The sequence below is a fragment of the Rhodanobacter sp. FDAARGOS 1247 genome (assembly GCF_016889805.1).
Lineage (GTDB): Bacteria > Pseudomonadota > Gammaproteobacteria > Xanthomonadales > Rhodanobacteraceae > Rhodanobacter.
On the sequence record NZ_CP069535.1, the window covers coordinates 3429343 to 3445732 of the forward strand.

Below are 16390 nucleotides of genomic sequence, written 5' to 3' on the forward strand. Positions count from 1 at the left end.
GGTTCGTCCACTCAGGACGGCGTCAGCTGCCGATTCAAGTGTGACGGCAAGGCGCCGGCATTGTGTCGCCAGTGCGTCGCGCCCAGCTCCACGATGTCGTAGTAGTCGGTGCGCCAGGCCGCGTATTGCATGGAGCCCAGGAACGCCTGCGGCAGGCTGGATGCGTAGGCGCCCGGGTTGTAGGGCAGGCCCGCCTTGCTCGCCACCGCCATGGACTCGTGGTAGCTGTGCATGCCGCCGCCGACGAGATAACCCACGATGGCGAGCACGTACTGCTTGAGCGGCTCCCCGCGAAACACGCCGGCGAAGGCGAAGGCCGATTGCAGCAGCGAGCCGGTGGTGCCCGAGATGCCGGCGCCGAACAGCAGATTGCGCGCGTCGACGTCATCGTAATAGGCGTCCGCTTCCGGCTGGCGCGTGCGCGCGGTGTCGCGCTGGAACATGTCGACGCCGCGACCCCGCGCGATCGCCGTGGTGCCCACCGCCCCGGCCTGCTCCGGCCTCACGATTCCCCCGACACTGGTGGCGCCAGCGCGCTGCGCGGCCGGCTTGCGGCCACGCTTGGCGGCGTCGTCGAACCAGTCCTGGCGCAGGATCGGCCCCCAATGGTTGTACGCCGCCAGTTGCTCGCCACCCAGGGCGGGGAGCACCTTGCGGCCGACGGCGTCATGGATCGATATCTTCTGGTCCAGCCGTCCCCGCGCCAGCGCATTGAAGATGCCCTTGCGCACGCCATCAGGCCCGAGCGCCGTCTTGGCCACCGTATCGATGCGGCCGAAGCCGCTGCCGCCGCCGGTGTAGAAATACTGGCCGATGGCGAACAGCTCCCTCGTCAGCGCGGCCCGATTGGTCACCAGCTGATGGTCCAGGTACTTCTGGATGGCCAGATTGACCTGACCGACCCCTTCGGCCGTGAACTGCGGATGATCCAGCGCCATCAAGCCGAGCGCCGACTCGGCGAGGCGACGGCGATCCTGGCTGACCAGGCTGTCGTAAGGCCGCAAACCCGCCGACCCGCCCCGCCAACTGGTGTGCTCGCCGGTCTTGGCATACACCACCCGCCGGTCGGCCGTGAGCGCCCAGGGCACGTAACTCTCCACCGACGTGCGCGGCAGCACCCCCTGCGGAAAATTCTGCGGCGTGAAACTGCGCGGGTCGCCAAAGCTGCGGATGAGGAACTCGGACATCGACTTGCTCCAGGACAGGAACCACCGGTGGAGACGAGCGGCGCGATGCCCGCGATGGCGCAATCTGCCGTGACCAAAGCTTTCAGAGACAGAGAACACTACTCGCCAGGCGGTATCGCAGTCACGCCGCGGGAGCGTGTCGAGCCCGGGCCGCCGTGCCGGCTTGCTTCCGGCAACCCGAATTTCATGCGCAACTGTCCGCGACTCGACCAACGGACACGAGAGTTCCGAGGCCCGACTTCCCAACGCAGAAAGAGTGCTGCCTCTATGGAGAAACGATCGGTCGGTGGCCGTAGCTGAAGATGCGGGTCGCTTCCCATTTCCCGGCCTGCTGTCGCCAGACGATCAGGAACTTGGCCTCGCCAAAACACTGGCCGGTCTTCAGGTCGCAGAACTTGTGCCCCCTTGCTCGATCGCACCGAAATCCTTGATCGGGAAAACCTCGAGACTGCCGGTGACCAGCTCGCGCCGGAAATGTCCGCAGACGTTCTTCTCCGTATTCGCGAGGTAGGCGGCACGCGTCCAGGTCACGCCACCCTTGTCGTGATAGAACTCCAGATCCCTCGCCAGGTAGCCCGCGTGCTTTTGCAGTTCCCCAGGGGTGTCGCAATGATTGAAGGCATCGAACAAGCCGGCATCCAGGCGGGTCACCGTCCTGGACAGCGCAACCCCTTCGGAGGCAGCGCTGTCCAGGCCTGAAGCAGCCGCCGCGCTCACCGCGACGGCTGCGAGCAGGATGCCGAAGAAGGGGCGATTCTGTTCACGTCGATTTCCCTGGTGGTTCGGCAAAAGTGCACTCTGACCCCGGTTTTTGTTCCGGTTTTTGTTCTGTTCCGGTTTTTGGTTTTTGGTGCTAACAACCTTCAAGGACGACCGCAGGATTCAATTCGGTCAGGCGATTGAGGAAGGTATGAAAGTCATCGAACTGGGCGATGAAGCGCAGCGTTCCGCCTCGATGCTCCAGCTGCAAATAGCCAAGCTGGCCGCGTCCGGGGCTGATGGAGACGACATCCTGCGCGCGCATGCGCGTTTCGCCGAGCGGGCTGCGGAAGCTGAGCCACCCGCCGGGTTCGATGGCGATGCGACGAGGCATGGAAAGGGTGTTGTATGTCACCCACAGCACCACGCAGATCCACACGACCAGAAAACCGAAATTGAAATCGGTCACCTGGACTCTTCGAAGAGCTGAAGCAATCAGCACCACCAGGCCGAACGCCAGCATCAACAACGGGATGACGACGGGCAGCAGCGCCGAAGCGCTGGCGCTGTTCAAACGCCATTCCCGCGCTGTTTCGTTCAGTGTCATGGACCGCTCCCTTGTCCTTCTTGCGCAGTTGGCATCGCATGCCGCCTCGTTCATTCAAATGTGGAAGCCGCTTTCCTCATCCCGACGCCCCCGTTTTCTCGCCGGCTGCCTACACTGCTTCCCACAACCAGAAGCACGGAGGCAGTAACGCCACTCACCTATCTCCGCGGTGTCCGTCAAACCCGGGCCAGCTCACTTCGTCTCTTTCCCGGAGCACCGTCAGAGGCCATCTAGATTTTCTGTCCCGGAGCCGCAAGGAACGGAGGCAAGGTTGGGGCGGGCTGGCTTGGCGCGCGCAGAAACGGAGGCACCTCCTTCCGCGGCCGGGAAGGATGGGCCATCTTGTACTGATGCAGATTCACGATGGCCTTGTCCGGGGCAAGGGCGTAGGCAGCCTGATCGATGATGAATTCGCGAGCCGGAGGATCGCTCTTGCCGTTGCTCCTGATGTAGTCGACCAGCAGGTCGAGCACGGACTGGGCCTTCATGAGGACGGTTTTTTCCGGCAGCTTGTCGCCGTACATGGACACCATCGCCCTTGAATGCCACGTCGTGATGGTTTGCCCGGGAATATAGATGTATCCGCCCGCGCCACCGACCTCGACCAGACGACCATCATCCTGGTCGGTGAGCACGGCGGGCACCAACTGTGCGCCGACATCACCATCCGGCGCATAGCCACTGTTGTGCAGATGGTCATCCGCTTCCAGCGAGAAGTAGATGTAGCCATTGCTCCGTGTCAGTTCGGCGCAACGATAGATCCAGAAGTACCAGACCCTGTCCTTGGACGCATAGCCATTGCCGTCGAACTCGACGACATAGTGGGAGCTGTCCACCTTCTGTTCGCTGTACCCACCCGTGATGCCGCGTTTTCCGTAAGCCGTCGCACACCCGTGCAACATCAACAGGGCCGCCATCAGCAGGCCCACCTTCCATACCTTCTTCATGCTCCCCCCGTTCTCCGGAACACCTCCGGATGCATTGCGTCTGACCGGCCGCACACGCCGCGCCCCTCTTCCATCCTGCCCGCAGCGGCTTCCCGCGCGAGCTGCAGCGACGTGGCGGACAACCATGGTGAGGCCAGCTCCATACGGCCCCCTCCCTCTCTCGTCCATCCTCTCGAAACAGTACCGATTCAGCCCATCAGCGCAGCTATGGCCCCATTAGCCGGCCATGATTGATGACACCGGGGTTTCACCGAGTCAACGTTTCGAGCAGTTCGGCGACGGGACGAGTTTGACAGTAAGCCTTGGGGTAACCCGGAGGCGTTCGCAGTTCTGGCGGCAATGTGGTGAACTCGATCGGCATGCGTACATAGCCTGAAACCGCAACTCCATTCCTGCTTGCTGGACGAAGGTGCTGTTCGGCCAGCCACTGCACGGCCAACTGGTCGAGCTCCACATGGTCGCTGGTGCGATTGATACACGCCTCGGTCACGCTCCCAGTCGCGTCCACAAGCGCCATGACCAGCGTAGTGCCTTGAAGCTTATGTCCCGAAGTATCCAATGGCCAAGGATGTCCATGAAACTCGGGATGCTCCGGCACAAGCGGAACCTGCTGCCGCATCGGTTGTTGCGTCGACATCGGTGCACATCCATTCAATAGCGACAACGCAGCCACCAACCATGGAGCCATTCCAAGACGACCAATGCAATGACGCATGCTTGCTCCCGGCGCACGTAGTTGTTTAAACATGTATCGAGGCCAAGGATCGACTTTCCCAAAAGCCTTCACATTCGAAGTGCACTTTGACCCCTGTTTCGTTTTTTACGGAACGGTACGCAAGGTAAAGGATCCGTCAGCAGTATCCGTAGGTGTCTTGTCGAAAGATCCAGCTAGAACTACCTGAGCGCGTGCATGGCGTGACATCACCATTCTGATCATCGCGGCAACTTTTTTGTTTTTGTAAAGCTCTTTGGCAATGATAAGCCGGATCGCACCCAAGTCACTGTTACACCGGTCATCTATCAGCACGCCGCCATGCATCCCGAGTATCAACTCAGCGTGAACTTCAACGATTTTTCCATCGTACCTGATGGGACTACCAAGCAGATCGCAGACCGTTACTGATGGTGCGCCATTTTTTGCATAAACCATTGGCGCGTGAAATATCAGCAATAAAATAGCCACGAGGAATGCTATAAATCGGTGTCTATTCACTGCAATGAAATCCCTTATCTTGTCGCGCACAAGCCGCCTGACGTCGCACATCTTGCCTACGGATCAATTTTCAGCGCTCGTAGGCATTTAAAAAATGCGTAACACAACACAACAAAGGTATCAGACTCAGTACCCTCCGCGGAATAATGAACCTGACCCCTTTTCTTGCGGAATAATGAACCTGACCCCTTTTCTCCTTCTTTGTCCACGGCCACACCCTTCGTCATGATCAAACCCTCGCGCGCCTGTTTGCGCCAACGAGACAGCATGAACGGATGGATGTAAAGCGACGCGGCAATGTCTCCCACCGCGACGCCAGGTAGCTGGCTCAAACGGACGGCGGTTGCCTTGAACTGATCGGTGTAGCGATAGGTGGTTCGCGGACCTGGCTTGGGCATGTCGTGGACTCCTGAAAAGTTAGTTCAGGGTGTCCACTAAAGCGTAGGAACTGTCCCGTCCGCCTCGAACGAGATGTTAGGCGCCGGCATGAGGATTGAGCTCCACAAGTTCATGCACGAGCCTTGCAGTCATCACAGCGCCACAACTGGAACAAATACCACCTGCTGCCGCTGACCCACAAAGGGGGCAGTAGAGATTACCAAGCTTGAACGAAACTGGCAGAGAATGGTTGCCTGACGCTGCTGGCCAAATCTGCTCAAACTGCGCGCGCATAGACCGACTGAAGTTTGCGCCTGTTGAAGGGCAACGAAGTTCGCCATTTGACGCCTCAGCGAGCACGACGGAACAGTAAGGACAGTGCATTGGGTTGCGCCTAACGCTGGAGTTAAGCGGCGGCGCAGCCGTCCGCCTTGAACGAGTTGTTAGACGCACATCCAGAGGTACAGCGACTTGCCGTTTTGTTGTGCATTGCGCGCCAATCGCGACGCGGCATTGATGATCGGGATGACGTGGGACGGCTCGCACGACATGTACGCAAGCTCTCCGGTTTGGACCCATTTGGCGGCAGCGGTCGAAGTGCTGGCATCGTCGAGAGATGCGAGCTTGGAGACGAACTCGGCAGGGAAGCGATTGATGAGGCGTTCGCCGCTACCGACAACCAATACTGACTCGAAAGCATCTGCGTGCTGCGGCGTGGCTTCGGTTCCCTGGAGGATGGCCCAAAGATCAGCCAGTTCGTTGTAGGTGAGGCCGCTGAACTCGGCGCGCTCTGAGCCTGGGAGAGCACGATTCGTGTCGTAAGCAACGGCAGCTTCGGGTGTGGCAACGTAGAAATCAGAGAGTAATGACATGTGCGTCCGTGCCTGCTCAAACTTGGTGGGTGACGTGGAAGGTCTAACGCTGGAGTTAAGCGGCGGCGAAGCCGTCCGCCTTGAACGAGATGTTAGCCGCCTTGCGCAGACGTACCAACTGCGACAACCAAGGCTGGTGAATTTTCGAACTGATGCAGAGTGTCTGATAAATGCATGTGATCAAAGCTCTTGCCCAGTTGATCCATGGTCTTAGCGGCATGGAGCAAAAAGCCAGCGATTTCCCTGAGCTCTTCGGGGCTGGCAGCCAGGGTCACCTCGGCGAGCTCCGAGGGAGCGTACTGCTCTGGAGTTGATGAAAGAAAGCCAAAGAGCTTCATGCCGGTGAATCTCCCATACGGCTAACGCTTGAGTTGAGCGGCGGCGTAGCCGTCCGCCTCGAACGAGTGGTTAGGGCCCGCTGCGGCTACTAGTTTGTCTACCAACTCACCAAACGTAGCCGAGCCGGAATGCTCCCAAAATGTTTTGCCCATTTGTGTGCCTACGAACTCTTCGATAACTCCAATAGCATCACGAACATCCGTAGTGTCAAGGGCGCCGAACTTCGGGCCACTGGCAATGACCGCCACATTGTCACTAGGCAGGAAGAACGGCTTGGACCAGCCGCAATATTTGGCGAAGGCGGCGCCTGCGACGGTAGCAACGGCTTTGCGCGCGGCGCCGCCCCAAACCTCCATGGACGCAGCGGAGCGAGATGCTTGATTAGTGCGAAGGTCTTTTAGAAATGACAGATCTGGACCAAGCCACCTCACGCCGATAAAGAAGCGCTTCCACCTGGTCACAGGCGGAAAGTGAGCGGGATACTGAAGTGGCTCGCTAGGCTGCATGGTAAGGGCCCTAACGCTTGAGTTGAGCGGCGGCGGAGCCGTCCGCCTCGAACGAATTGTTAGCCATTGCCTACTGGCGGAAGTGTGGCAGCAAGGTAAGTAAGGGCAACAGCTGCAATAGTCTTAACGGTAATCCCAGTTGCCATACAGCGCCAGCAGTACCCGCGTTCTCGCTGTGTTGCAAAGTCGAATACTCCGCTAAGTAGATGAGAGCCAAGGGCGAGCCATGCCCACATTGGCGTTGCGGATGGCTTGTACCACGGGCATAGAGCGCATAGCACGAGACAAAAACACATGCTATAGATCAAGTACTTCTTTATGTCACCTGCCAACGGATTCCGATCCTGATAGATGGCGACAGCCTGGATTTCAGGGGATGCCGTAGCGGCGCCTCCCAAATAGCCAACAATGCCGTGAGCGACGGCAATTACCTTCATGTAGAGGAGAGCATTTTCCATTGGCTAACGCTGGAGTTAAGCGGCGGCGTAGCCGTCCGCCTTGAACGAAATGTTAGGCATTGTGCCGCGTGGTGACGATCTTGGCGCCAAACACCGACAAGCCCACTGCTACGCCAAGGACAAAAGGAAATACCGCATCTGAGACGGGCCAAACCAGTCTTGCAGCCATTGCGGCGGTGATGCCTACGGCGATTGCAACTGCGCTGAAGTAATTTGGCTTATTGCCGACGACGTGGAAAAGTAAAGCCACGGCGAGCGCTGCTGCCAAACTCATCGCGAACACCACTAGCAAAATTACAAGGTTGTGCATTGCCAGTTTCCTTTCGTGCCTAACGCTGGAGTTAAGCGGCGGCGGTACGCCGTCCGTTTGGACGAGGTGTTAGGCATGGGTCGAAAGCAGCGTGAGCTGCTGGCCCAGCCATGACTTGAATTGCTGCTCCGTAAGCGGATCTGGCGAATGCCCCCATTCGTTCCAGCGCCGATCAACAACTTGAGACCAATCGTCCACGACTCGGACAATCGCTGGGTGGCCGCCCCAGAACCGAGCCGCGACACGGCACTGGCTGACACGGCCGTTTAGCTCTTGCATGGAGCAATTGCCACCTAAGTAGCGTTGGCCTGCCTCTAGCATTTGCCGGAACTCGGTAATTTCGACAGACATTACGTTGACGCCTAACGCTGGAGTTAAGCGGCGGCGGTACGCCGTCCGCTTAGACGAGATGTTAGGGCGCGGACTCTGTTTGTGCGACCCCACCGAGCACTACGACCCGAACGCCAAGTGCCAAGAGATGCGCAATTGCTGCCGACGCCAGCGTCTCGTTGTTGATATGGAGATCGAAAGCGCGACCATCCCGGCCAACGTAGCAGATCACTTCCGAGACTGGTGTGCGCTCGACATAGTAGTCGTCTACGCCCAATCCAGAACCAAACAGGAACTCCTCAACTTCCGGGGCAGGTTCTTGCGGCATTGTCATGAAGAGCGGCCTAACACTAAGTAGATTTCATTTTGCAGTCTAATACAGCGGCCTAATCCCGACATCCGAATGTCGACTTATGCAGCTGCCGCAATCAAATCAATAGCTTGTCATTCTTCGCGCAGCCTAATCCGGCAATCTAATCACGCCATGCATTTCACCGGCAACAGCCAGTAAAAAGGGCAGCCTCCCGGCCACCCTTTCCGTGGTCGCTTCAATGTGCGGGCCCTATTTCACCCGCACTTCGAATACCCACAATTCAGACAAGTCTGGCAATTGTCCATCAGCACCAAGGCCTTGGTGTTGCACTTGTCGCACATCATCGAGCCCGGCGGAAACGTCAGCGCGTCGGTGGCGGCCGTGCCGGTGGTGGCGCTGGCATCGGTCTTTGCGCTGGCGGCCTCGTAGGCTTTCCGCTTGTCGGCGATCAGCTGCCGCGTGGCCGCATCCATCTCCGGGTCATGGATCAGCCCGATGTTCTTCATGTGCTGCTCCACCACCGAGCCGATCTCGGCCACGATGCTGGACATGTAGACGCCGCCGGCCTTGAAGTAGCCGCCGCGCGGGTCGAACACGGCTTTCAGTTCTTCGACCACGAAGGTGACGTCGCCGCCCTTGCGGAACACGGCGGACATCAGGCGGGTGAGCGCCACGATCCACTGGAAGTGGTCCATGTTCTTCGAGTTGATGAAGATCTCGAACGGGCGGCGTTGCTCGTGCCTGGTGCCGGCGTTGAGCACGATGTCGTTGATGGTGACGTACAGGGCATGTTCGAACAGCGGCGACTTGATCTTGAAGGTGGAGCCGACCAGGGTTTCCGGTCGCTCGACACTTTCGTGCATCTGGATCACTTCGGCCTGCTTGGGCTCGCCGACTTTGTCGCTGACTCGCGCGTCTTTCGCGGCGGCCGGGGCGGCAACCTTGTCTTCGGGCTTGACCACGTTGTAGCCGGTGATCTTCTTGTCGATCTTGATTGCCATGATGTTCGCTTCGTTGCTTCTTGAGTGGTGGGTGCCGGGCTGCTCACGGCGTGTAACGGGAGATCATCCGGCCCGGCGCTGGGGCCGGGCCGGATGCGGTGTTGCTTACTTGCGTTTTGCAGCGGCCTTCTTGCCGGCAGCCTTTTTCACCGGGCGTGCCGACTTGACGCTCGCCTTCTTGCTGGCAGTGGACCTCTTTGCCGTCTTGGCGACGGCTTTCTTGCTGGCGGACTTCTTGACTGCCGCCTTTTTCGGTGCGGCCTTCTTGCTGGCCGACTTCTTGCTGCTGACCTTCCTTGCGACCTTGGCGGCTTTCTTCTTCACCACCTTGGCGACTTTCTTTGCGGCCTTTTTCGGCGCCGCCTTTTTCGCGGCAGCCTTCTTCACGGCCTTCCTGGGAGCCGCCTTTTTCACGGCTTTCTTCGGTGCCGCCTTTTTCGCTGCCGCCTTCTTCGGCGCCGCCTTCTTCACGGCTTTCTTCGCCGTCTTCTTCACCGCTTTCTTGGCAGCTGCCTTCTTGGCGGCCTTTTTCGGAGCCGCCTTCTTTGCGGCAGCCTTCTTGGGAGCAGCCTTCTTCGCTGCAGCCTTCTTGGGAGCGGCCTTCTTCGCCGCAGCCTTCTTGGGAGCCGCCTTCTTTGCAGCCGCCTTCTTCGGCGCGGCCTTCTTCCTGGCGGCGGTCTTCTTCACCGCCACCGGAGCGGCCACCGGAGCGGCCGCGGGCACGTCCGGCAGGACCGGGAGGGCGACGGCCGGTGCTTCGACGGCAACGGGTGTGCTGCTTGCTTCAACTTCGTTATCGATGGACATGCTGGTATTCCCCTCCGAATTGATGTCAGTACGTGACGCGGCCTTTCGGGAATCGACGCCTCCTGGGGGAACACCGCACACCTCGGTGCGAGGTGCGTGTGCTGCCTAGAACTTGCCGTAATACCCTTCCTTCAAGGCATCGAAGAGGTTGGCGGCCGAATGCATCTCGCCGTCGTATTCCACCTGCTCATTGCCTTTCAGTTCGACAACACTACCGTCGTCCAGCTCGAAGCGGTAGAGGGTGTTTTCAAGATCGGAATCCTTGACCAGCACGCCCTGGAATGCCGCCGGGTTGAAGCGGAACGTGGTGCATCCCTTCAGGCCCTGCTTGTAGGCGTAGAAGTAGATGTCCTTGAAGTCTTCGTAGGGGTAGTCGGTGGGCACGTTCGCGGTCTTGGAGATCGACGAGTCGATCCACTTCTGCGAGGCGGCCTGGATGTCCACGTGCTGCTTCGGGCTGATGTCGTCGGCCGCCACGAAGTAGTCCGGCAGCTTGTTGCCGGCCTCTTCGGTATACGGCTTGGCCTCGGCATTGATCAGCGCGCGGTAGGCCAGCAGCTCGAAGCTGAGCACCTCGACCTTTTCCTTGGACTTCTTGCCTTCGCGGATCACGTTGCGCGAATAGCTGTGCGCGAAGCTGGGCTCGATGCCGTTGCTGGCGTTGTTGGCCAGGCTCAGGCTGATGGTGCCGGTGGGCGCGATCGAGGTGTGGTGGGTGAAGCGCGCGCCGGTTTCGGCCAGCTGCTCGACCAGGTTCGGCGCCACGGTGGCGATGCGCTGCATGTAGCGGCTGTATTTCGCGTGGAGCACGCGGCCGGGGATGGCGTCGCCGACCTTGTAGCCGTCGGCGACCATTTCCGGACGCTTGCGCAGCATGTCGCCGGTGACGGTGAAGTCGCGCAGCAGCACCGGGGCGGCGCCCTTTTCCCTGGCCAGTTCCAGCGCCACTTCCCAGCCGGCCACCGCCATCTCGCGCGAGACTTCCTCGGTGAAGGCGACTGCCTCGGCGCTGCCGTAGCTGTGCTTGAGCATGGTCACGGTGGAACCCAGGCCCAGGAAGCCCATGCCGTGGCGGCGCTTGCCCATGATCTCGTTGCGCTGCTGTTCCAGCGGCAGGCCGTTGATCTCGACCACGTTGTCGAGCATGCGGGTGAACACCTTGACCACTTCGCGGTATTCGTTCCAGTCGAAGCTGGCCTTGGGGCCGAACGGGTCGCGCACGAACTTGGTCAGGTTGACCGAACCGAGCAGGCAGGAGCCGTAGGGCGGCAGCGGCTGTTCGCCGCAGGGGTTGGTGGCGCGGATGTGCTCGCACCACCAGTTGTTGTTCATCTCGTTGACCTTGTCGATCAGGATGAAACCCGGCTCGGCATAGTCGTAGGTGGACACCATGATCATGTCCCACAGGTGCCGTGCCCGGATGTGGCCGTAGATCTTGCAGGCGACCAGGCCATCCTCGCGGTCCACGTAGTTCTCGTGGGTGGGCCACTCGCGCCACACCACGTGGGCCGGGTCATTGACGTCGACCTCGCCCTTTTCCTTGACGTGCACCGGGAACACCAGCGGCCAGTCCTGGTCGTGCTCGACCGCCTGCATGAAGCCGTCGGTGATCAGCAGGCTCAGGTTGAACTGGCGCAGGCGGCCGTCTTCGCGCTTGGCGCGGATGAATTCCTTGGCGTCCGGATGGCTGATGTCGAACGTGCCCATCTGCGCGCCGCGGCGACCGCCGGCGGACGACACGGTGAAGCACATCTTGTCGTAGATATCCATGAACGACAGCGGGCCGCTGGTGTACGCGCCGGCGCCGGAGACGTAGGCGTTGCGCGGACGCAGGGTGCTGAACTCGTAGCCGATGCCGCAGCCGGCCTTCAGGGTGAGGCCCGCTTCGTGGACCTTCTCCAGGATGTCGTCCATCGAATCGTGGATGGTGCCCGACACGGTGCAGTTGATCGTGCTGGTGGCCGGCTTGTGCGCCAGCGCGCCCGCGTTGGAGGTGATGCGGCCGGCGGGGATCGCGCCGCGGCGCAGCGCCCACAGGAACTTTTCGTACCAGTGGGCGCGCAGCTCGTCGGTGGCTTCCACGTCGGACAGGGCGCGCGCCACGCGCTGGTAGGTCTCGTCGATGGTGGCGTCGACCGGCTCGCCGGATTTCGCCTTCAGCCGGTACTTCTTGTCCCAGATGTCCCAGGACGCGGGTTGCAGGGGGATTTCCACGACGGCATCACGACCGGTGGCGGAACTGGCGGCTGGGGCACTCACTGTGCTCATCGGCTTCTGGGACCTCTCGCTGCGGCCTTCCGGCCGGCGTTGTTTTTATGTGTGGCGGCACGCCGCTCATGACTGTTTCGATGGCGGCGCGAGCCCGTGAGGATTGCCCTCCGGCCCACGCTGCCAGCGCTTTTCCGACAACAACGACTCCCCCTCAAGAGTGCGATGTTCGACACCAGCGCTAGTTAAAGCACCAAGTTCTCAACACAAGATGTTGTGGTTGCTACCGGGTAGGCAAGTTAACCCCGACGTCGACCGATGTAAAGTCCCACGACAGCCATCGGCGTTGCGGAACCGTGGCGCGGTGTTCCGGTCGAAGCAGCGCCGTCATCGATGCCCAAGGAGGACCCATGTCGTACTCATCTGCATGCCCGGCGCGCTGGCTTGGCGCTGCGCTGGCCGCGCTGTTCGTGGCGCTGGCCCCGCTGCCCGGCCAGGCCGCCAGCCTGCCCGCCGCGATCGACGGCCAGCCGATGCCCTCGCTGGCGCCGATGCTGACCCGGGTGACCCCGGCCGTGGTGAACATCTCCACCACCACGCGGGTGCCGGTGCGCGATGCGTATTTCGACGACCCGATGATGCGGCGCTTCTTCGGCCTGCCCAGCACGCCGCGCGAGCGCGTCGAGCAGAGCCTGGGCTCGGGCGTGATCGTGGACGCGGCGAAGGGCTACGTGCTGACCAACAACCACGTGGTCGGCGGCGCCGACGACATCAGCGTGACGCTGCAGGACGGGCGCACGTTCAAGGGCAAGCTGATCGGCACCGACGCCGCCACCGACGTGGCGGTGGTGCAGATCCCGGCCCAGAAGCTGCAGGCGCTGCCGCTGGCCGATTCCTCGCGCCTGCAGGTGGGCGACTACGTGGTGGCGGTGGGCGACCCGTTCGGGCTGGGCCAGACGGTCACCGCCGGCATCGTCTCGGCGCTGGGCCGCTCCGGGCTGGGCAGCAACGCGTCGGGCCGGAATTTTTCGGGCGTGGGCGGCTACCAGAACTTCATCCAGACCGATGCCTCGATCAACCCGGGCAACTCCGGCGGCGCCCTGGTCAACCTGCGCGGCGAGCTGGTCGGCATCAATACGATGATCTTCTCGCCCTCGGGCGGCAACGTCGGCATCGGTTTCGCGATCCCCAGCAACCTCACCAGCGAGGTGATGGCGCAGCTGCTGGCGCACGGCAAGGTGCAGCGCGGCAGCCTGGGCGTGCAGACCCAGCTGATCACGCCGCGCATCGCCAGCGCGCTGCAGCTGAAGGACCGTGACGGCGTGCTGGTCACCGGCGTGCGCGATGGCTCGGCCGCCGAGCGTGCCGGCCTGCAGGCGGGCGACGTGCTGACCACGCTGAACGGCAAGCCGCTGCACACCGTGCAGGAACTGAACAATGCCGAGGGCCTGCTGCCGCTGGGCAGCACGCTGCGGCTGGGCGTGTTGCGCGGGGGCAAGCTCAGCGAGGTCAGCGCCACACTCACCGCCGAGAAGCTGGCTACCGCCGAGGGCGGCGATCTCGATCCGCGGCTGGCCGGCGTGCGCTTCAGCGAGCTGAGCCAGGAGCAGCGCAACCAGGGCTGGTACGGCGTGGCGGTCAGCGCGGTGCAGCCGGGCAGTCGCGCCGCGCGCGCGGGCCTCACCACCGACGACGTGGTGATCGGCGTGGGCAGCCAGCGCATCACCAGCCTGCACGTGTTGCGCGGGCTGGCCGGGGTGAAGCCGCGCCAGCTGGTGCTGGTGGTGGCCGGCGACGACGGCACCCGCTACGTGGTGATCAACTGAACGGGGCCGGCCCGTTCAGCCAAAAGCGTGGCGGGGATCGCTCCCTGCGCGTGTTCCGGCGCACAGGCCGGACCGCCGAGGGAGCGCAAATGCATGAAAGTGCTTGATGTTCCGCACCCGGGCCGATGAAATAGCCGCATCGCTTCAGCCTGCGTGCGCCCGCGAGGCGCCATACTCGCGTCAAAAACATCCAACCATCATCACGCCGGGGTTCTCCGCCACCATGTCCGTTCGTCTTGTCCGCCTGCTGTCCGTCGCCCTGATCGGGGCCTGCCTCACCACTCCCGCCGTCGCCAAGAGCCATCCCAAGGCAAAGGCGAGTGCGCCGGCCAAGAGCAGCCTGGTCTGGCGTGGTGACGTGGCGACGGCCAACGGCGTGGTCGGCGAAGTGGCCAAGGCGTGGGAGAAGAGCGGCCATGGCCGCATCGAACTGCAGCCGTTCAACACCGCCTCGGGCATCGACGCGGTGGCCAGCGGCACCGCCGACCTCGCCGGCAGCGCACGCCCGTCCGACAACAGCGCGCAGAACGCCCGCCTCACCTTCACCCCGGTGGCGTGGGACGGCCTGGTGATCGTCACCCAGTCGTCGAACCCGATCAGCGGACTCACGCTGAAGCAGGTGCACGACATCTACTACGGCAAGATCCACAACTGGAGCGAAGTCGGCGGCCGCAACGCGCCGATCGACGTGTACGCGGTGGCCAGCCCCGGCGACGGCGTGGAATACAGCCTGCGCACCCTGCTGTTCGGCCGCGGCAACCAGCCGGTGGCCGCGCCGCGGCTGTACGTCAACACGCGCAAGCTGGAAGAAGGCATCGCGCTGAACCCGAACGGCTTTGGCGTGGCCACGCTGTCCGGCATCAGCGGCAACGCGAAGCTGAAGGCGATTCCGGTCAACGGCAAGCGGGCCACCGTGGCCAACATCGCCGACGGCAGCTATCCGCTGTTCATCCCGCTGTACCTGGTGACCAACCCGAGCAGCCCGAAGGCGAGCCAGGCGCAGGCCTTCGTCGACTTCGTACAGAGCGAGCCGGGCAAGGCCGCGCTGCGCAAGCACGCGGTGCTGCCGTACCAGGACGGCGGCGCGCTCGTCGCGCTGGACAGCTCGCGCCGCAGCAGGATCCTGGCCGAGGTCGGCGCCCGCGTTCCCCATGGCACGCCGGTGTCGGCGCCGGGCGCCACCTACGCGGCACGCGCCGCCATCGCGCCGACCTCGGCCGATACGCTGGCCGCGCGCATGGCGGTGGAAAAGCGTGAGGACGACAAGAAGCAGAACGCGCGCCTGAGCAAGATCCAGGGCAGCGTCAGCGACGTCAGCGTGACCAGCACGGCGCACGCCAGCGGCAGCGCCACCACGGTCAGCCGCAACGACAGCGCGAATTTCGGCAAGGTCAGCGCCAGCACCAGCCAGACCACGACCACCTACAAGGTGGTCAAGGGCGACACGCTGTCGACGATCGCCAAGCGCCACTCGGTCGACGTGGCCAAGCTGCGCGAGTGGAACCACCTGAAGGGCGACCAGATCAAGCTGGGCCAGGTGCTGCGCATCAGCAAGCTCTGAGCGCCGGCGTGGCGCCGATACTCGCGCTGACGCTGGACCTGGACGACACCTTGTGGCCGGTGCTGCCGGCCCTGGAACGCGCCGACCAGGCGGTGGACGCCTGGCTGCGGCAACACCATCCCGAGGTGGCGCAGGCGTGGCCGATCGCCGCGATGCGCGAGCTGCGCGCCCGGGTCGCCGCCGAACGGCTCGACCTGGCGCACGACTTCACCACCCAGCGCCAGCTCACCCTGCAGCATGCGTTCGCCAGCTGCGGGGTGGCCGACGCGCCGATCGACGCGCTGTGGGAAATCTATTTCGCCGCCCGCAACAGCGTCGAGCTATATCCGGACAGCCTGCCCGCGCTGCAGCGGATCACCGCGCGCTGGCCGCTGGCCAGCCTGACCAATGGCAACGCCGACCTGCAGCGCATCGGCATCCACGCGCATTTCGCCCATCACATCTGCGCCCGCGACAGCGGCATGGCCAAACCGGACGCGCGGATCTTCCTGGCCGCCGCCGAGCGGCTGGGCGTGCCGGCTCGGCAGATCCTGCACGTGGGCGACGATCCGTCGATGGACGTGGCCGGCGCCCGCGACGCCGGGCTGCGCACCGCCTGGCTCAATCGCGACGGCGCCCGCTGGCCCGACGACATGGGCGAGCCGCCCGAACTGGACCTGCGCGACATGACCGCGCTGGCCGACTGGCTCGAAGCGCAGCACCCCATCCCGTAGATCTCCCGCCCGTAGATCTCCCGGCAGCGGCGTGTAGGCAAGCGGCGGCGATTGCGCGCATCATTGGCGTTTTGGCCCGTCGCCGAAAGCCATTCGTCGAGTCCGGCAGCATTGC

Annotated in this window: 18 protein-coding genes; 3 read left to right on the top strand and 15 right to left on the bottom strand. The window is 62.6% G+C overall.

The window, feature by feature from the left end:
* Positions 1-11: 11 nt before the first annotated feature.
* From I6J77_RS15610 to I6J77_RS15680, 15 genes are all read right to left on the bottom strand, one after another.
* The gene (locus tag I6J77_RS15610; protein ID WP_204109730.1) at positions 12-1187 is read right to left on the bottom strand and encodes a hypothetical protein; all 1176 of its coding nucleotides are present in this window, start codon (positions 1185-1187) and stop codon (positions 12-14) included.
* Between the two features lie 381 nt (positions 1188-1568).
* Positions 1569-2054, bottom strand: a complete 486-nt coding sequence (locus tag I6J77_RS15615) for a DUF4440 domain-containing protein (protein ID WP_204109731.1) — start codon at positions 2052-2054, stop codon at positions 1569-1571.
* On the bottom strand, positions 2041-2493 hold the full coding sequence (locus I6J77_RS15620; protein WP_204109732.1) for a hypothetical protein: 453 nt from the start codon (positions 2491-2493) through the stop codon (positions 2041-2043). Before I6J77_RS15620 ends, I6J77_RS15615 begins: the two co-directional genes overlap by 14 nt.
* 230 nt (positions 2494-2723) lie before the next feature.
* Positions 2724-3440 (bottom strand): hypothetical protein, encoded by a 717-nt coding sequence (locus I6J77_RS15625; protein ID WP_204109733.1) that lies wholly within the window; start codon positions 3438-3440, stop codon positions 2724-2726.
* Between the two features lie 247 nt (positions 3441-3687).
* Complete coding sequence (locus tag I6J77_RS15630; RefSeq protein WP_204109734.1) at positions 3688-4077, bottom strand: TonB family protein; 390 nt, start codon at positions 4075-4077, stop codon at positions 3688-3690.
* Between the two features lie 183 nt (positions 4078-4260).
* Positions 4261-4623 carry a hypothetical protein gene (locus I6J77_RS15635; protein WP_204109735.1) on the bottom strand — a complete coding sequence of 121 codons (363 nt, stop codon included), beginning with the start codon at positions 4621-4623 and terminating at the stop codon, positions 4261-4263.
* Between the two features lie 86 nt (positions 4624-4709).
* Positions 4710-5051 (bottom strand): transposase, encoded by a 342-nt coding sequence (locus I6J77_RS15640; protein ID WP_204109736.1) that lies wholly within the window; start codon positions 5049-5051, stop codon positions 4710-4712.
* A 423-nt stretch (positions 5052-5474) separates the two neighbouring features.
* Entirely contained in the window at positions 5475-5903 is a 429-nt protein-coding gene (locus tag I6J77_RS15645; RefSeq protein WP_204109737.1) for a hypothetical protein, read from the bottom strand.
* Between the two features lie 92 nt (positions 5904-5995).
* The gene (locus I6J77_RS15650; RefSeq protein WP_204109738.1) at positions 5996-6241 is read right to left on the bottom strand and encodes a hypothetical protein; all 246 of its coding nucleotides are present in this window, start codon (positions 6239-6241) and stop codon (positions 5996-5998) included.
* A gap of 21 nt (positions 6242-6262) precedes the next feature.
* Positions 6263-6598 carry a hypothetical protein gene (locus tag I6J77_RS15655; RefSeq protein WP_204109739.1) on the bottom strand — a complete coding sequence of 112 codons (336 nt, stop codon included), beginning with the start codon at positions 6596-6598 and terminating at the stop codon, positions 6263-6265.
* Between the two features lie 660 nt (positions 6599-7258).
* The gene (locus I6J77_RS15660) at positions 7259-7516 is read right to left on the bottom strand and encodes a hypothetical protein (protein WP_204109740.1); all 258 of its coding nucleotides are present in this window, start codon (positions 7514-7516) and stop codon (positions 7259-7261) included.
* A 412-nt stretch (positions 7517-7928) separates the two neighbouring features.
* Entirely contained in the window at positions 7929-8180 is a 252-nt protein-coding gene (locus I6J77_RS15665; protein WP_204109742.1) for a hypothetical protein, read from the bottom strand.
* A gap of 233 nt (positions 8181-8413) precedes the next feature.
* Positions 8414-9160: an NrdJb gene (locus I6J77_RS15670; protein WP_204109743.1), complete on the bottom strand. Its 747-nt coding sequence runs from the start codon at positions 9158-9160 to the stop codon at positions 8414-8416.
* A 105-nt stretch (positions 9161-9265) separates the two neighbouring features.
* Positions 9266-9967: a hypothetical protein gene (locus I6J77_RS15675; RefSeq protein WP_204109745.1), complete on the bottom strand. Its 702-nt coding sequence runs from the start codon at positions 9965-9967 to the stop codon at positions 9266-9268.
* Between the two features lie 105 nt (positions 9968-10072).
* Positions 10073-12235 carry an adenosylcobalamin-dependent ribonucleoside-diphosphate reductase gene (locus I6J77_RS15680; RefSeq protein WP_204109747.1) on the bottom strand — a complete coding sequence of 721 codons (2163 nt, stop codon included), beginning with the start codon at positions 12233-12235 and terminating at the stop codon, positions 10073-10075.
* Positions 12236-12585: 350 nt separating this feature from the next.
* On the opposite strand from I6J77_RS15680, the gene I6J77_RS15685 reads away from it, so the two are divergent.
* The 3 genes from I6J77_RS15685 (at position 12586) to I6J77_RS15695 (ending at position 16275) form a co-directional block, all read left to right on the top strand.
* A complete protein-coding gene (locus tag I6J77_RS15685; protein ID WP_204109750.1) occupies positions 12586-14001 on the top strand; it encodes a Do family serine endopeptidase in 1416 nt (471 codons plus the stop codon).
* Positions 14002-14224: 223 nt separating this feature from the next.
* Positions 14225-15562 (top strand): substrate-binding domain-containing protein, encoded by a 1338-nt coding sequence (locus tag I6J77_RS15690; protein WP_204109752.1) that lies wholly within the window; start codon positions 14225-14227, stop codon positions 15560-15562.
* An 8-nt stretch (positions 15563-15570) separates the two neighbouring features.
* On the top strand, positions 15571-16275 hold the full coding sequence (locus I6J77_RS15695) for an HAD family hydrolase (protein ID WP_204109754.1): 705 nt from the start codon (positions 15571-15573) through the stop codon (positions 16273-16275).
* Positions 16276-16390 lie beyond the last annotated feature (115 nt).

What these genes read in the sequence shown, in the direction of transcription:
- I6J77_RS15685 (WP_204109750.1), top strand. Translation starts at nt 12,586, where the DNA reads ATGTCGTACTCATCTGCATGCCCGGCGCGCTGGCTTGGCGCTGCGCTG.
- I6J77_RS15690 (WP_204109752.1), top strand. Translation starts at nt 14,225, where the DNA reads ATGTCCGTTCGTCTTGTCCGCCTGCTGTCCGTCGCCCTGATCGGGGCC.
- I6J77_RS15640 (WP_204109736.1), bottom strand. Translation starts at nt 5,051, where the DNA reads ATGCCCAAGCCAGGTCCGCGAACCACCTATCGCTACACCGATCAGTTC.
- I6J77_RS15630 (WP_204109734.1), bottom strand. Translation starts at nt 4,077, where the DNA reads ATGTCGACGCAACAACCGATGCGGCAGCAGGTTCCGCTTGTGCCGGAG.
- I6J77_RS15680 (WP_204109747.1), bottom strand. Translation starts at nt 12,235, where the DNA reads ATGAGCACAGTGAGTGCCCCAGCCGCCAGTTCCGCCACCGGTCGTGAT.
- I6J77_RS15645 (WP_204109737.1), bottom strand. Translation starts at nt 5,903, where the DNA reads ATGTCATTACTCTCTGATTTCTACGTTGCCACACCCGAAGCTGCCGTT.
- I6J77_RS15650 (WP_204109738.1), bottom strand. Translation starts at nt 6,241, where the DNA reads ATGAAGCTCTTTGGCTTTCTTTCATCAACTCCAGAGCAGTACGCTCCC.
- I6J77_RS15655 (WP_204109739.1), bottom strand. Translation starts at nt 6,598, where the DNA reads ATGGAGGTTTGGGGCGGCGCCGCGCGCAAAGCCGTTGCTACCGTCGCA.
- I6J77_RS15675 (WP_204109745.1), bottom strand. Translation starts at nt 9,967, where the DNA reads ATGTCCATCGATAACGAAGTTGAAGCAAGCAGCACACCCGTTGCCGTC.
- I6J77_RS15625 (WP_204109733.1), bottom strand. Translation starts at nt 3,440, where the DNA reads ATGAAGAAGGTATGGAAGGTGGGCCTGCTGATGGCGGCCCTGTTGATG.
- I6J77_RS15670 (WP_204109743.1), bottom strand. Translation starts at nt 9,160, where the DNA reads ATGGCAATCAAGATCGACAAGAAGATCACCGGCTACAACGTGGTCAAG.
- I6J77_RS15665 (WP_204109742.1), bottom strand. Translation starts at nt 8,180, where the DNA reads ATGACAATGCCGCAAGAACCTGCCCCGGAAGTTGAGGAGTTCCTGTTT.
- I6J77_RS15620 (WP_204109732.1), bottom strand. Translation starts at nt 2,493, where the DNA reads ATGACACTGAACGAAACAGCGCGGGAATGGCGTTTGAACAGCGCCAGC.
- I6J77_RS15660 (WP_204109740.1), bottom strand. Translation starts at nt 7,516, where the DNA reads ATGCACAACCTTGTAATTTTGCTAGTGGTGTTCGCGATGAGTTTGGCA.
- I6J77_RS15610 (WP_204109730.1), bottom strand. Translation starts at nt 1,187, where the DNA reads ATGTCCGAGTTCCTCATCCGCAGCTTTGGCGACCCGCGCAGTTTCACG.